Genomic DNA, 14395 nt, shown 5'->3' on the forward strand with positions numbered 1-14395 from the left:
AGGACGCTACTTCTCTGCGAGAGTAGCAACTGGTTCTCTGGTGTATGTTCCATCGACCATGCGAAGGATTGCGATTGGATTTTCATCCTTTAGTTCTTCAGGCAAAAGCTCTTGCAGAAAGTTTTGGTAACAGACAGGGCGAGCGAAACGAAAGATAGCTTGTGTTCCCACTGAAGTAGATCGGCTATCGGAAGTTGCAGGATAAGGGCCTCCATGCACCATGGCATGGCAGACCTCTACTCCGGTTGGATATTGATTGAAGATCAGGCGTCCTACTTTTCGTTCGAGAATTGAGATCAAATCTGCGAATTCGAGAAAGTCTTTCTCTGTTCCGAAAAGTGTCGCTGTCAGATGTCCACGAAGGTCTTCTGCTGCTTTGAGAGTCTCTGCTTTCTGGTCGTAGCGTAACACCAGCGTTGTGGGCCCAAAGACCTCGTCGCTGTATTCTGGCTGGTCGTTGAGCAGCTGAATGTCTGCTTCCAGAAGAGTAACTGGAATTGTACAGAATGCTTCTTGTTTGGTTGAACTTGTAATCGTGATCTGGTCTTGTTCTCGTGCTTCCAGAAGCTTCCGATAGTGGGAAGCAATTCCGGGCGTGAGCATCGTCGGTGGTGTGGATTGTTCCGTTAGTTCACGAAGCTGTTTGAGAAATGGATCGGCCGGTTCTGTTCGTTGCAAGAAAACTAATCCAGGCTTGGTACAAAATTGTCCAGCCCCTAAGGTGAAGGAACCATGAAGTCCTGCGGCGATTTCTGAACCGCGAGTTTTTAATGCTTCGGGAAGAATGAAGAGTGGATTTGTACTGCTCATTTCGGTGAAGCATGGGATCGGCTCTGGACGTGCTGCTGCCAAATCCATCAGAGCGCGCCCACCGGCAAGCGATCCGGTAAAGGCCACGGCTTTGACTTTGGGATGCTGCACCAATTGCGTACCGACTTCGATTCCGGAGTCGAAGAGTAAAGAGAAGACGCCGGCCGGAAGTCCACAGGCAGCCACACTTTGGCAGATGATTTCTCCCGCCAATTCGCTGGTTCCAGGATGAGCGGGATGGGCCTTTACGATGACGGGATTTCCTGCTGCCAACGCCGAGGCTGTATCTCCTCCTGCTACTGAAAAGGCGAGCGGAAAGTTGCTGGCCCCAAAAACAACTACAGGACCTATGGGACGAAGCATGGATCGAAGATCCGGCTTAGGGAGGGGTGCCCGATCGGGATTCGCCCGGTCAATCCTGGCATTCACCCAGGAGCCCTCTTCGATGAGATCGGCAAAGAGACGAAGCTGATTGCTTGTTCGAGCGACTTCCCCTTTCAGTCTAGGGTGGGGTAAGGCCGTTTCCTGATTGGCGCGCGCAATCAATTGATCGACGGCAGAATCGAAGCCATCTGCAATCTTCCGCAAAAAGGCAGCCCTTTGTCGTCCGGAGATCTTGCTATAAACAGGAAATGCTGCGGTACTCAAAGATACCGCCTGTTCGACTTCATCTTTTCCTGCTGAGTAATAAGCAGGTTGGAGCGTTTCACCTGTGGCCGGGTTAAACGCAGCAAAAGTTTGACCGTGGCGTGTTCCACGGTCTGCTCCCAGAAACGATTGTCCGGTCAGAGTCACTTCTTCTTCTCCGTAGGTTTTAGGCTCGATCTGCATGCACAAGGTTATGGCCTTATCTGGAGCCTAGGGTAACTTTATGCTCGCTCACAGACAAGGCCTGGGATTTTTGCATGAATACTTGAAAACTAGCTCCTGGAACCCGCGAGTTCCGTAACGGCAGGACGATTTTTGAGAGCCAGCTGAACTTGCCCCTTAACTTCTTCCAGTTCCGCACCAACCAATTCGAGTCTGGGTGCGCGGACTCTGGCGCTACCCATTCCTATTTCCTGCTGCACTTGCTTAATCAACTGAACAAACTTGGGAACGGTATCCATGCGAAGTAAAGGCAAAAACCAGCGGTATAGATCGAAAGCTTGTGCGGTTTGTTGTTCGATCGCATAGCGAAAGAGCGCAACCGATTCATGTGGAAAGGCATTAACCAAGCCTGCGACCCATCCGGTTGCTCCTGCCGCAATCCCTTCGACGATTGAGTCATCGACACCGACACAGATATGAAGCCGGTCTCCAACGAGTGCACGGATAGCAGTTATGCGACGAACATCAGTGCTCGACTCCTTCACGGCTCGGAGGTTGTCATACTCCGTGGCCAATTCCTGGATCTGCGCTGGTTTGAAATCTGTCCCATAAGCGACGGGGTTGTTGTATAGCATGCACGGGAGCTTCGTGGCGTTGAAGATTGCGCCCACATGAGCTTTAGTTTCCCGCCAATCGCCAAGGTACACGTAGGGAGGAAGAACCATCAGCCCGGAGCAGCCAATTTCTTCTGCTGCGCGGGCCAGTGCAACCGATTCCTCAGTGGACAACGATGAGATGGCTGCTACGACTGGAGCCCGTCCTTTGAGAGCGTTCACCATGTTCTTCAAAATGGATTTCTTCTCTTCAAATTGCAGAGTCGCGGCTTCTCCCAGAGATCCCAGGGAGATGATTCCTGTACAACCGGCATCTATCATCCATGCTGCATGCTTTGCCATGAAAGCATGATCGATCTGCATTTTGTCATCGAAACTTGTTGTCATTGCGGGCATTACGCCATACCAATTCATCGTGCCTCCTGGGGTTGCGAAGCATCGGCTTCGGTGTGAGATGGAGTATCAGCCAGACTAGAAAGTCGGACGGGAAAGACCGGGGGGCGAATGGGAAAATTCTTCCACTCGAGAAGATGTTCTGCGGCAGCTCCACAAATGCGTCCTTGGCACGGACCCATGCCGCAACGGGTGTGGAGTTTTGCTGAGCGCCATGAAGAATGTTCTTTTACTGCGCCAAAGGGAACATCTTCACAGCGGCAGAAGATCGTATCGTTCCTGACCAGATTCTTCAGCTCTGGCCGTAGGCGAAAGCTCTGCTGTAACCGAAGAGCAAAGAGCCTCATCTTGTCGCGATGTGCAAAAAGACGCTTCGCATGAAACGGCTTTTCCGCTGCGGCAAATCCTGCTATTTCTCCCTCGATGAGAGAGAGCTCCAATCCTCCGATGCCTGTTGGTTCTCCGGCGCAATAAATATTCGGAACAGATGTTTGCTGCCATTCATCGACCCAGACTTGATTGCCTTCCATACGGGATTCGATTTTGCAGCCAAGCATCGATGCCAGCTCATGATTAGGCACGAAGTTGAAGGCGCACGCCAGATAGTCGCAAGGGATCTGCCAACGTTTGTTCCCGTTAGTCAGGCGAACAAATTCCACTCGTTCCCGGCCAAAGGCTTCAACCGGCCAGCATCCGGAGTGATAGGGTACTCCGAGAGTTTCCATCCGGTATTTGGCTGCCTGGAGAACTTTTGCGGAGTGAGCCAGGATGGAAACCGCGAACTTCGCTAATTGCGGCATCGAGGCTTGTTCAAAGATGCCGACAACTTTGGCTCCATGTTGTTTCGCATAGGCAGCAACAGCAAGTAGCAAGGGTCCGCTGCCTGCAATTACGACTTGTTTGTCTTCTAGTGGAAGACCGGACTTAACCAGATTCTGCAGGCCTCCAACGCCCATGACATTCGGTAAGGTCCATCCGGGAAAAGGAAGAAAGCGTTCGCGAGCTCCGGTGGCAAGGATCAGCCTGTCATAAGTAATGTCGAGAGTTTGCCGATATCCCTCCGCACGAAGAACATTGGGCATAGGCTGAGCGAAAACTCGATATCCCTGTATGTGCGTAACTGCATAATCTCGGACCTGCTGCAGATACTTTTGTGTAGAGGGATGGAGTGAGCCTTCTGCATTGCCGGAATCAGTCCGGCTATGCCATATCTGCCCTCCTGCGTGGAAATTTTCATCGATCAGGGCAACACGTTTCCCTGACGACGCAGCGGCCACGGCTGCTGCTAAGCCTGCCGGTCCTGCGCCGACGACGAGGATGTCGAAGATATCCATCATTGTGTCCGCACATCCATTCCGTCTTTACACAGAATTTGGCAGCTGCGTTGGTGCGGCTCTCCGTCGATGATGGTTCTGCATTCAAAACAGATGCCCATTCCACAAAGAGGAGAGCGTGCTGCCTGCTGAGTGGTCGAGGTGCGGGCAGGAGCTTCGGCAAAGATAAGTGCAGCGGCTACTGAACTACCTTTCTGAACCTGGACTAACTTGCCATTAATCGTCAACTGAACCATCTCAGGCATGAATTTCCTCCCTGGAGAAACGTTTCGGGAGATAAGGTTCAATGGGAATCTTTGATTGACGGCCTACGAGATAGTCTGTAAGTAACTGTGCCGTTGCCAGAGAAGTAGTTATGCCCAATCCTTCATGGCCTGTAGCCAGGAAAAGGCTTTCATCTTCAGGATGCGGCCCTATCAGGGGTAGCTTATCCGGTGTTGCTGCCCTGAAACCTGTCCAAACTCGAATGGAAGATAGCTTTCCCGCCGAAGGAAGATATTCCATCGTCCTCTTGAGCATCGCCGTCAGAATTTTGTGATCGACTCCATTGTCTTCCGCTCCGTACTGACGGGAAGAACCAATTAAGAGCTGTCCTGTACTGCGGGGCTGAACATTGAAGGCAACTGAATCCGATGCAACGGAGTGAGCGCTTTTCAGGTATCCGAGCTCGACGAGCTGATGGTGAACGAAGCCCGGGTAGCGATCGGTGATAACCAGATGTCCCTTCCGCTTCTTTACCGGGAGCCCCTTTGTGATACACGGCGAGTCCGCTCCCGTGGCGTTGATGATGCGGGGGGAGCGAATGGTCTCACCACTTTCGAGCTGTGTGATTCTATCTCCGGCTTTGACGACTGTACTGCCGATCTGGACAACTGTTCCCAGCTTCTCTGCTTCTTTCAAGAAGAAGTAGGCCGCGCTCGGTGGGTAGATTACTCCATCGGAGGGTACAAGAAGCCCTCCAGCCAAGGGCTTGCGCAGATTCGGTTCGGTCGTTGCCAGTGCTGACGGATTCAGGACATTGGTGGAGATACCTGCTTCCAGATAAACTCCGCATTTTCTGAAAACCTCCTGCATCTCTTCCTCATCAGCTGCGACCCAGAGTGTCCCTCGATTTTCGAATTCGACGCTCTTGGGAAGATATGGCGCCAGCGTATTCCAGAGAGACTGAGAGTATTGTGTGAGGGCAAGTTGTGCGGGCGAGTCGTCCATTACAACTACATGCCCCATTCCAGCAGCAGTAGCTCCGCTGCCGATTACGTCGCGCTCGACAACGAGTACCTTCATCCCTTCGCGCGCGCAAGCAAGTGCACAGGCGGACCCTACGATGCCTGCTCCAAGGACAACGGCATCGTAAGTCGTCGTCATCGCGGAATACCCATGCAGAAAGGATCTTTGGGATCGAGTAGCAACGTGCATTCCGCAGTGACGTAAGCGGAACCGGTGATGCTGGGTAGGATATGTCCGTTTTCTACCTGAAAGCTTCCGTGGAAAACTGTGCCCAGGATACCTTCCTGGTGCCAAATCTCTCCCGGAGCAAGCTTCTTTTCTGCATACAGACAGGCAAGCTTGGCACTGGTTCCTGTTCCGCAGGGAGAGCGGTCGTAGGCCTTGCCCGGACAGAGAACGAAATTTTTACTGTGAATGCCCTCTGCCGGTGAGGGGGCAAAGAGTTCTACGTGGTCGATGATGCTACCGTTGCGTCCGGTGATCTTTCTTTCATCGAGGCTGCGGCGGATAGACCAGGTAAATTCGGTCAAGGTATCGACGTTATGCAGCGAGATATCGAATTCGTGGTCTTCGACCATGAAGAACCAATTCCCGCCCCATGCAATGTTTCCCTTAACTTTACCGTAGGAGGGCACGTCGACCGTAACATCGGATTCCGCAAGATAGCTAGGAACGTTATCGACGGTTACCTCTCCACCGGAGGTAAGAGTGGCGTGGACGATACCGACGGGAGTCTCTATCTTGTGTCTGCCCGGGCCTATCTTCCCCATGTGCGCCAGGGTGACAACAACCCCCATCGTGCCGTGACCGCACATGCCAAGATAACCAACGTTATTAAAGAAGATGATTCCAGCGGCGCAAGAGGGATCTGTTGGCGGACAAAGAAGAGCTCCCACCAAAACATCCGAACCGCGAGGTTCGTTGACTACAGCGCTGCGGAAGTTGTCGTACTTCTTTTGTAAGATGTGAAGCCGCTCGGAAAGCGGTCCATTTCCCAGATCGGGGCCTCCGTCGATGATCAGACGTGTTGGTTCTCCGGCGGTATGGGAGTCTATTGCTTGAACCCTGCGGGTTGTATTTATTTGATGCATCACAAAATGTAGACAACTTTGAATACATCGATGACTCGTATACTATCAGCACATGGTCCGGACTGGGCCAGCTTTTTCCCCCGGTAGCTGAATCTCTTTGAAATTAAGGGGAAAAACGTGCATTCTTGTTTGATAATCTCTGTCATGGTGGCGGCATGATCGGTGTTTCGGATGGAACAAAGCGGCGTTCAAAAAAATCGCGGGTAGAGCATGGAGCGAGCCTTCGGACTGCTTTTAAGGAAATCCGCGAACTGATTGTTCATGGAAAGCTCTCTCCTGGTACCTGGATTGTTGAAGGCGATTTAGCCAAGCATCTTGGCATGAGTCGTACCCCGGTGCGTGGCGCCATTCACTGGCTGCAACGCGAAGGCTACGTGATCGAGCATACCAGCGTGAGCAAGTCACGAATGGTTGTTGCTCCCTTAACTAAGGAAGATGCATCTGAGCTGTATTCGATTATCGGAATTGTAGAAGGGCTTGCCGGACGCCGGACCGCGATGCTTCCCAAGGCAGAGCGCAATACAATGGCGGCAAAACTGAAGCAGCTCAATCAGCAGTTGAATAATATCGTTCAAAATCGTCCAGCTCAGGCTGGAGACATCTTCGATCTGGATCGGGACTTTCATCGGACAATCGTGGAATCCGGAGCCGGAGCGCGTTTGATGGCTATCCATAAGGCCATAGAACCGCAGGCGGAGCGCTACTGGCGTCTTTATGCAAGTTCGATCATCAATGATCTCCACCTCTCAGTTTCCGAACACGAGGTCATCATCAAGGGCATTATTAGTGGGGATGCCGAGAAGGTGGAAAACGGTTTACGTGCAAATTGGGAAAATGGCGCGATCCGCCTAGCCAAAGTAATAGAGGTTTTCGGTGAGCGTGGCAGCTGGTAAGCTGCTCTGCCAAGCATCAGATTGAATCTACAATGCAAAAAGATCCGCATCGACCATGCGGATCTTTTTGCGTTTTTGTGGGCCGCTGCGGTCTTCCTTCAAGCACCATTCCCGGCCATGGAATTGGATCGATCCGGCGAAAGTCGTGCGAATCCGGAGCCGTTGCAGATAAATGGCACTATCATGGTGACGTTTATTATTCCTGCGGAATGGGAGACGTTCATGAAGCAAAGCAAAACTTTGGCTTGTGTCGCCACGATGGCGATGTTGTTTCTCTTCACTCCAGTATGGGCACAAACAGCCTCCACTCAGGCAAAGCTGCCCACAAAATACGAGGAGCTCTCTGCTATTCAGTTTCCAACCGCATTGGAGGCCTCCAATGCGGTTGCCATTATTCCGATGGGAATCCTGGAGAAGCACGGCCCCCATCTTCCGCTGGCAGTCGATCTGTTCGATGTTCGTGAAGTATCTTTGCGTGCCGTTACGAAGGAATACGCAATAGTGTTTCCTCCTTATTACTTTGGCCAGATTTTCGAGGCGAAACATCAGCCGGGGACGATTGCGTACAGTCCTGAACTTATCTGGAAACTATTGCAAGAGACCTGCGATGAGTTGGGCCGAAATGGTATTCGCAAGATCATCCTTGTGAATGGTCATGGCGGGAACAACTACTTTGTACGGTTCTTCGCTCAGTCTCAGCTCCAAAAGAAGCATAACTATGCTGTATTCGTGATCGAACCCGGTCCCGATTCCGCAGACGAAGCCAAGCTAAAGGCCCTGCGTAAGACAACGCTCGACGGTCATGCTGGAGAGGAGGAGACCTCTACGACGCTGGTGCATCACCCCGAACTCGTTCATCCGGAATTGGCTAAAACTCAATCTGGCGAAGATCAAAAACGATTGGAGAACCTGCAGGGGCTGTATACGCCAATCTGGTGGTATGCCCAATTCCCAAATCACTACGCGGGGAAGGGAAGCATCAACAGCAAAGAGCTTGGAGAGGCTGTTTTGAATGCCTATGCCGCTAATCTTGCAAAATACATTGCCTTAGTCAAAGACGATAAGAAGGTGTTGGAACTGCAAGATCAGTTCTATAGGGAATCGGAGAATCCGTTAGCGACCGGCGACCTGAGTCATTAATTCGCGATTTCGACTTCTTCTCTGGAGGATGGTAGCACCGGCAAACGGTCCATCCTCCAAGAAAAGCCTTAGTCCATCTGAACAGGACTTTCTATCGGTGCGGGCAAAGTGCTCAAGTCGCCCTTAGCCATCAAAAAATAAAGTGATACCGCGACGAGCATCATTCCTGTTCCCGCCAGCGTATAGGACACCCCGAAGATAGGTATCAGCTTCCCGAGTGCCAGACTACCCACCGGCATCCCTGCCCGGAAGGCCAGATTGTAGACACTCATAACTCGTCCGCGCATTTCGTCTGTGACGATCAGCTGTACGAGAGAGAGCATGAGTGACGCCGAGGCCATGACTGCTGCGCCTCCCACGAAGAGCAGGAGACAGGAGAGTGGAAGCCAGTGCGAAAGCGAGAAGGTTGCAATGACGGCTCCCAGGGCAATCAGGATCAGCAGTGCCAGACGTCCCTGTTGTTTCAGCTTCTCCATTGCGGCGACGATCAGGCCTCCGCAGATAGAGCCCGCACCGGAAAAAACGAGCAAAAGCGTATAGGTTTCTGGCCCCTTTTTGAAGACGTTCTGAACAAAGACGGGAAGAAAACCGTTTAGTGAGAAGCCGAACAAGGTGGTACAGAAGGCAAGGATGACGAGTGCTACCATCCCTTCGCGGTTTCGGATGAAGCGAATGCCATTCTTCATGCTGCTTAGGATCGGCTCGTGCGATTTAGCCGGAATGAATTTCACCTGGACCATGAAGAGGGAAGTAATCACCGCGAGGAACGAAAGTCCATTCAGTGTGAAGCACCAGGTGGCGCCAAATGCCGTGTAAGCCAGCCCCCCAATGGTTGGGCCAAGGATTCTCGCGAGATTGAACTGGATGGAGTTCATCGCGATTGCATTTGCCAGATCCTCGGAATCGACCAACGTAGGCAGCAATGCGGCATATGCCGGTCCGCCAAAAGACTGTCCGCACCCAACGACGAAGGAGAGGGTGAGGATATGCCAAATCTCCACCTTGTGTGTAAAGAAAAGGATCGCCAGCAGAAAGGCGCAAGCCATCTGGATGTACTGCGAAGCCAGAAGCATTTTCCGCCGGTCCATCCGGTCGGCAAACACACCTCCAACCAAAGTGAACAGGATGATGGGCAACTGCCCTAAGAACAAGTCCAGGCCGAGATAAAAAGGATCTTTGGTGAGATCGTAGACCAGCCAGCTTTGTGCAAACTGTTGCACAAAGGTTCCGATGGTGGAGGCACAGGCTCCAAACCACATCAGGCGGAAATCGCGATACCGAAAGGCCCGAAAGATCCGATTTAGAAAGGGGAAGAGTACGTTCACTACTGCAACAACTCCTTCCCTTGACTGGCGGGAACCAGAAGACAAGCTTGATCAGGAAGAAAGGCGATGGTACATCGGGCGGGGTCTTGAGCAGGGTGCTTCATCCGACAATTGATCATCTTTCCTTTGGGAATCCGCACGTTCTGGATGGCGGAAAGCGTATCTTCAAAAACTACCAAAATTATGTCGGTCGTGCGATCTACCAGATAGGCCGGTGCACGAATTTCTTGCTGCCGTCTGAATAGATGAATCGCCAGCCTCGAAAGTCGCGGAGAAAACTCCGTGGAAGGTTTCGGGGTCTGTAAGTTGCAGAAAATAAATCCGGTTTTTGATTCGGACGTTGGGAACCCTCAACGCACCGGTTTTCTCGATGGGGAAGATTTGACGAGTGAAATCCGGCAGTCCCAATCCGTTTAGCGTTTGGCAGACTTGACGAACGCTAGAGCACCTTGTAACAGTACCGCACTGAGACGGAGGCGGATTATGAAAGCAAATGAAGCTGTTTTGCAAGAAACAGTGGAAAAGGTAATTGGTCCTGAACGTACCCAGCGGCTCTTTCAGGTCCTGACGATTCATCCCGACCTGACCCGCGAGAGTGGGACTCACATCTCTCAAGCCGGGCTCTCCCAAGCCCTGAATATGCTTCTGTTTGAGGATTTGGTCGAGCGTGTACCCGATGCAAAGCAGTATGTTTTGGATTGTCTTCGTGACGGTAAAAAGGTTATGCACGATCATGGCGCGGTTCGCACGGTAGCCATGGATGGCATGGGGGATCTTCCTGTCGGACAGGAAGCGATTACCAGGATATTGCGGCCTTTGGGCTATGCCCTCAATGGAACCTATCCCCTGGAAAAACTAAAGATGACTGGCCGGTCCTACGCGCAAATGGATTATCCCGAAGAGATTGCGCAGTTCTTTATCAGTGAGTTACATCCCGATCGATTTTCCAGTCAATTTCAGTCTGCTGTCCGACGAGTTGTCTCGAGCTCTGTCGATCCGCTGAATGCGGATGCCAAGAGCATGTTGGAGGAGTTGGAGGTTACCCGATGCCTGCTCATCGAAAGGGCTGCGGTATTGCTTCCGGTACTCGTAGGCTGTTTCAGTCGTCAGCATAGCGAACCAAGTCTGGCGGATTACGAGATTTTGCTTGCGGAATCTCCGGAGATGGCGTGGATCTCGACCGAAGGAAATGCTTTCAATCATGCTACCGATCGAGTTCCCGATGTCGATCAGCTGTCTGATGAGCAAAAGCATCTTGGCAGGGCGATGAAGGCGACGGTAGAGACCTCTCAATCCGGCAGGGTCCGGCAGACAGCATATATAGCAGCTCGTGTCATACGACGGTTCCGCGCGGAAGATGGCAGCACGATTGAAAAAGAGGTCCCGGGTTCGTTCTATGAGTTCATCACTCGGTCGCCACTGCCGGCGAAGGATGGGAAAACATCATTGGATCTCAGTTTTGACAGCTCCAATGCTCAAGCAATCTTCAAGGTGACTGCGAAGGCATCCTAAAGACTTGTAAGGTGCAGTCATCAATTTGGCAAGAAGAAGCAAGCGAATGTCCAAAACCCCTTTTGTTCTTCTTCCTAGTTCTCACGCGCGCTCGCGGGAAAGCTTTCCGGGAGCGCGCGATCTGGAACAAAAGCTTCGTCAAAAAATCCGTGGAGAAGTTCGTTTCGATGATGCATCGCGTGCCTTGTACGCGACGGATGCTTCGAACTACCGCCATATCCCTATTGGCTTGGTTATTCCTCGCGATGAAGAAGATGTCATTGCCACGGTTGAGCTCTGTCGCGAATTCGGCGCGCCGATTCTCTCCCGAGGCGCAGGAACGAGTCTTGCGGGGCAGGGATGCAATGTTGCCGTTGTACTGGATTTTTCCAAATGCATGCACCGCATCGGAGACGTCGATGTTGAGAACAAAACCGTGTGGGTGCAGCCAGGAGCGGTGCTGGACCGCGTGCGCGATGTTGCTGAAGGATATGGGTTAACTTTCGCTCCCGATCCGGCAACGCATAGCCGATGTACCCTTGGCGGGATGATTGGGAATAATTCTTGCGGGGTCCACGGATTGATGGGCGGCAAGACCGTAGACAATATTGTCTCCCTGGATTTGCTGCTTTATGACGGGACCCGGATGCGGGTTGGTGCGACCTCCGATGCGGAGCTCGAATCGATTATCTCTGCCGGAGGTAGGACCGGTGCGATCTATGCGGGACTCCGGCAGCTTCGCGATGCGTATGCGGATAAAGTGAGGAATGGCTTTCCGCAGATCCCGCGACGCGTTTCCGGATTCAATCTGGACGAGTTGCTTCCCGAGCGCGGCTTCCATGTTGCTCGTGCGCTGGTTGGCAGTGAGGGAACCTGTGCGATCATTCTGGGCGCGACGTTACGTCTGGTTCAGAGCCCTCAATATCGGACCCTTGTGGGGGTGGGTTTCGCGGATATCTTCCTTGCGGCTGATGCGGTACCGGAGATTCTGACTCATCCTCTGATAGGGCTGGAAGGCATCGATGGAGATCTTCTGGATGCGTTACGCCGGAAACAAAAGTCTCTGGACGACTTGGAATTACTGCCCAAGGGAAACGGATTTCTGCTTGCTGAATTCGGAGCCTCCAGCCAATCGGAGGCCGATAGGCAGGCAGTACAGTTCTTGTCGTTTCTAAGAGATCTGCCAACCAGACCCTCCACTCGAATCTATAGCAGCGAAGAGGCCCGTCGCGTCTGGAACATCCGGGAATCGGGGCTGGGGGCAACGGCTTTTGTCCCGGGAAGAGGAACCGGATGGGAGGGTTGGGAAGATGCAGCCGTCGAACCGTCGAAGCTTGGTTCCTATCTGCGTGCGATTTCCAAACTCATGCAGGAGTTCGGCTACCACAGCCCCATGTATGGCCACTTCGGTCAAGGTTGCGTACACATGCGCCACAACTTTGATCTGGAAACCAAGGCCGGAATTCTGCGCTTCCGGGAATTTATGGAGCGGGCAGCCGATATCGCTCTTGCACACGGTGGCTCTCTATCCGGCGAACATGGCGACGGGCAATCGCGCGGCGCTCTCCTGCCAAAGATGTTCGGTCCGGAGTTGATGGAAGCTTTTCGTTCTTTTAAGAGATTGTGGGATCCCGACAATCGACTGAATCCCGGGAAACTGATCGATGCGAATGAGCCGCATGAAGACCTTCGCCTAGGTGCAGACTATAGACCGTGGCAGCCCAAGACACACTTTGCACTAATAGAGGATGGTGGTTCTTTGGCATCGGCTGCGTTGCGTTGTGTCGGTGTGGGAGCTTGCCGTAAACGGGATGCCGGTACTATGTGCCCCAGTTTTATGGCTACCGGGGAGGAGTTGTACTCTACCCGTGGCCGAGCTCACCTCCTCTGGGAGCTCATGCAGAATGAAGTGCTTCCGGGGCAATGGAAAAACGACCAGGTCAAGGAATCTCTCGATCTCTGCCTCTCCTGCAAGGCATGCAAAAGTGAGTGTCCTGTCAGCGTTGATATGGCGACTTATAAGTCGGAGTTTCTGGCCCATCACTATGAAGGGCGACTGAGACCTTTGGCTCACTACGCTTTCGCCCGAATCGATCGCTGGGCTAGGATCGCCTCGACAGCACCCAGTATCGCGAATGCCTTGGCAAGGCTTCCCCTGTTTAGCCATGCAATCAAGGCTGCGCTGCATATTCATCCTCAAAGGGAATTACCACGATTCGCCAGCTCGTTTCTGAGTAAGCAGCGCGAGAGAATGTCGTCCAGCGGACAGGAGGTCTTTCTTTGGGCGGATACCTTTAATAACTACTTCCATCCAACCACAATGTCGGCAGCTTATGAGGTATTAACGTCAGCAGGCTTTCGTGTCTCCTTGCCGCAAGGACATCTCTGTTGTGGACGGCCTCTCTATGACTTTGGGATGTTGGATACTGCCAAGCGATATCTCCTGAAGGTTATGTGTGCGCTTGAACCGCAGCTCTCCGCAGGAACTCCGATTGTTGTTCTGGAGCCAAGTTGCGCATCGGTCTTCCGCGATGAGCTGACGAATCTATTTCCTCATGATCCCCGCGCTCAAAGATTGCGCGATCAGACCCTGCTTTTAAGTGAATTTCTGGTGAGATACGCCCCCGATTATCAACCTCCTGCAATTAACGGGAAGATGATTGTGCATGGACATTGCCATCACCGAGCGTTAATGGGAATGCAGGATGAGATCAAAATCCTTCAGGCGACTGGCGCAAAAGTTGAGTTGCTCGATTCAGGATGTTGCGGCATGGCCGGTCCCTTTGGCTTTGAAGAAGCAAATTTTGAGATCTCGCAGAAGTTAGCTGAACGAGTGTTGCTTCCTGCTGTCAGAGGAGCGGAGACGGGAACCGTCATTGTGAGTGACGGATTTAGCTGCTGTGAACAAGTCTCCCAGAATACTGGAGTGCGGCCTCTGCACCTTGCCGAGGTTCTACTCCTGAATCGGACGGGGTCAACTAGGACAGATCAAAGGCCTGTATCGGCCATTTCTTCAGATCTCTAAACTGCGGACAAGCGTTTGTCTCGATGAGCATTGCAGCTGTAGACTGTCAGATAAATTTGCAAGCACTAGAGCATTTCCCGAAAAGATATAGACCGAAGCAATAGAAGTTGGCGCGGCTTTCCGCCAAAGGCCGGGGCCCCCAGCAAATCTATCTTTGGTTTGCTGGGGTGGAATGAAAGCCGCTCTTCACCTGATTTGGAAAGTTCACAGTATTTCGGGAAATGCTTTAAGAACAAAGCTGC

11 protein-coding genes are annotated in these 14395 nt (G+C 52.4%); 4 read left to right on the forward strand and 7 right to left on the reverse strand.

The window, feature by feature from the left end:
* Positions 1-6 precede the first annotated feature (6 nt).
* From AC6I7T_RS20585 to AC6I7T_RS20610, 6 genes are all read right to left on the reverse strand, one after another.
* Positions 7-1641 (reverse strand): aldehyde dehydrogenase (NADP(+)), encoded by a 1635-nt coding sequence (locus tag AC6I7T_RS20585; protein WP_497789445.1) that lies wholly within the window; start codon positions 1639-1641, stop codon positions 7-9.
* Positions 1642-1730: 89 nt separating this feature from the next.
* The gene (locus AC6I7T_RS20590) at positions 1731-2648 is read right to left on the reverse strand and encodes a dihydrodipicolinate synthase family protein (RefSeq protein ID WP_497789447.1); all 918 of its coding nucleotides are present in this window, start codon (positions 2646-2648) and stop codon (positions 1731-1733) included.
* Positions 2645-3964 carry an FAD-dependent oxidoreductase gene (locus tag AC6I7T_RS20595; protein ID WP_497789449.1) on the reverse strand — a complete coding sequence of 440 codons (1320 nt, stop codon included), beginning with the start codon at positions 3962-3964 and terminating at the stop codon, positions 2645-2647. Before AC6I7T_RS20595 ends, AC6I7T_RS20590 begins: the two co-directional genes overlap by 4 nt.
* Positions 3961-4206, reverse strand: coding sequence for a (2Fe-2S)-binding protein (locus AC6I7T_RS20600; RefSeq protein ID WP_497789450.1), 246 nt, complete (start codon positions 4204-4206; stop codon positions 3961-3963). Before AC6I7T_RS20600 ends, AC6I7T_RS20595 begins: the two co-directional genes overlap by 4 nt.
* The gene (locus AC6I7T_RS20605) at positions 4199-5326 is read right to left on the reverse strand and encodes an NAD(P)/FAD-dependent oxidoreductase (protein ID WP_497789452.1); all 1128 of its coding nucleotides are present in this window, start codon (positions 5324-5326) and stop codon (positions 4199-4201) included. The genes AC6I7T_RS20600 and AC6I7T_RS20605 overlap by 8 nt, the downstream gene beginning before the upstream one ends.
* The gene (locus tag AC6I7T_RS20610; protein WP_497794634.1) at positions 5323-6279 is read right to left on the reverse strand and encodes a proline racemase family protein; all 957 of its coding nucleotides are present in this window, start codon (positions 6277-6279) and stop codon (positions 5323-5325) included. The genes AC6I7T_RS20605 and AC6I7T_RS20610 overlap by 4 nt, the downstream gene beginning before the upstream one ends.
* Positions 6280-6404: 125 nt before the next feature.
* Between AC6I7T_RS20610 and AC6I7T_RS20615 the strand changes: the two genes are divergently transcribed.
* Complete coding sequence (locus AC6I7T_RS20615; protein WP_497789454.1) at positions 6405-7172, forward strand: GntR family transcriptional regulator; 768 nt, start codon at positions 6405-6407, stop codon at positions 7170-7172.
* A gap of 21 nt (positions 7173-7193) precedes the next feature.
* Entirely contained in the window at positions 7194-8312 is a 1119-nt protein-coding gene (locus AC6I7T_RS20620; RefSeq protein ID WP_497789455.1) for a creatininase family protein, read from the forward strand.
* Positions 8313-8380: 68 nt separating this feature from the next.
* Here the strand turns inward: AC6I7T_RS20620 and AC6I7T_RS20625 are convergent, their stop codons facing one another.
* A complete protein-coding gene (locus AC6I7T_RS20625) occupies positions 8381-9637 on the reverse strand; it encodes an MFS transporter (protein ID WP_497789457.1) in 1257 nt (418 codons plus the stop codon).
* 483 nt (positions 9638-10120) lie between these two features.
* Between AC6I7T_RS20625 and AC6I7T_RS20630 the strand changes: the two genes are divergently transcribed.
* Complete coding sequence (locus tag AC6I7T_RS20630; protein WP_497789458.1) at positions 10121-11149, forward strand: DUF1338 domain-containing protein; 1029 nt, start codon at positions 10121-10123, stop codon at positions 11147-11149.
* A 46-nt stretch (positions 11150-11195) separates the two neighbouring features.
* Entirely contained in the window at positions 11196-14153 is a 2958-nt protein-coding gene (locus tag AC6I7T_RS20635; RefSeq protein ID WP_497789460.1) for an FAD-binding and (Fe-S)-binding domain-containing protein, read from the forward strand.
* The last annotated feature ends 242 nt before the right edge of the window (positions 14154-14395 follow it).

The sequence above is a fragment of the Humiphilus diazotrophicus genome, from assembly GCF_059726315.1.

Excerpts from the sequence above, each read along its gene's own strand:
- AC6I7T_RS20585 (WP_497789445.1), bottom strand. The coding sequence starts at position 1,641 with ATGCAGATCGAGCCTAAAACCTACGGAGAAGAAGAAGTGACTCTGACC.
- AC6I7T_RS20590 (WP_497789447.1), bottom strand. The coding sequence starts at position 2,648 with ATGAATTGGTATGGCGTAATGCCCGCAATGACAACAAGTTTCGATGAC.
- AC6I7T_RS20595 (WP_497789449.1), bottom strand. The coding sequence starts at position 3,964 with ATGATGGATATCTTCGACATCCTCGTCGTCGGCGCAGGACCGGCAGGC.
- AC6I7T_RS20600 (WP_497789450.1), bottom strand. The coding sequence starts at position 4,206 with ATGCCTGAGATGGTTCAGTTGACGATTAATGGCAAGTTAGTCCAGGTT.
- AC6I7T_RS20605 (WP_497789452.1), bottom strand. The coding sequence starts at position 5,326 with ATGACGACGACTTACGATGCCGTTGTCCTTGGAGCAGGCATCGTAGGG.
- AC6I7T_RS20610 (WP_497794634.1), bottom strand. The coding sequence starts at position 6,279 with ATGCATCAAATAAATACAACCCGCAGGGTTCAAGCAATAGACTCCCAT.
- AC6I7T_RS20630 (WP_497789458.1), top strand. The coding sequence starts at position 10,121 with ATGAAAGCAAATGAAGCTGTTTTGCAAGAAACAGTGGAAAAGGTAATT.
- AC6I7T_RS20635 (WP_497789460.1), top strand. The coding sequence starts at position 11,196 with ATGTCCAAAACCCCTTTTGTTCTTCTTCCTAGTTCTCACGCGCGCTCG.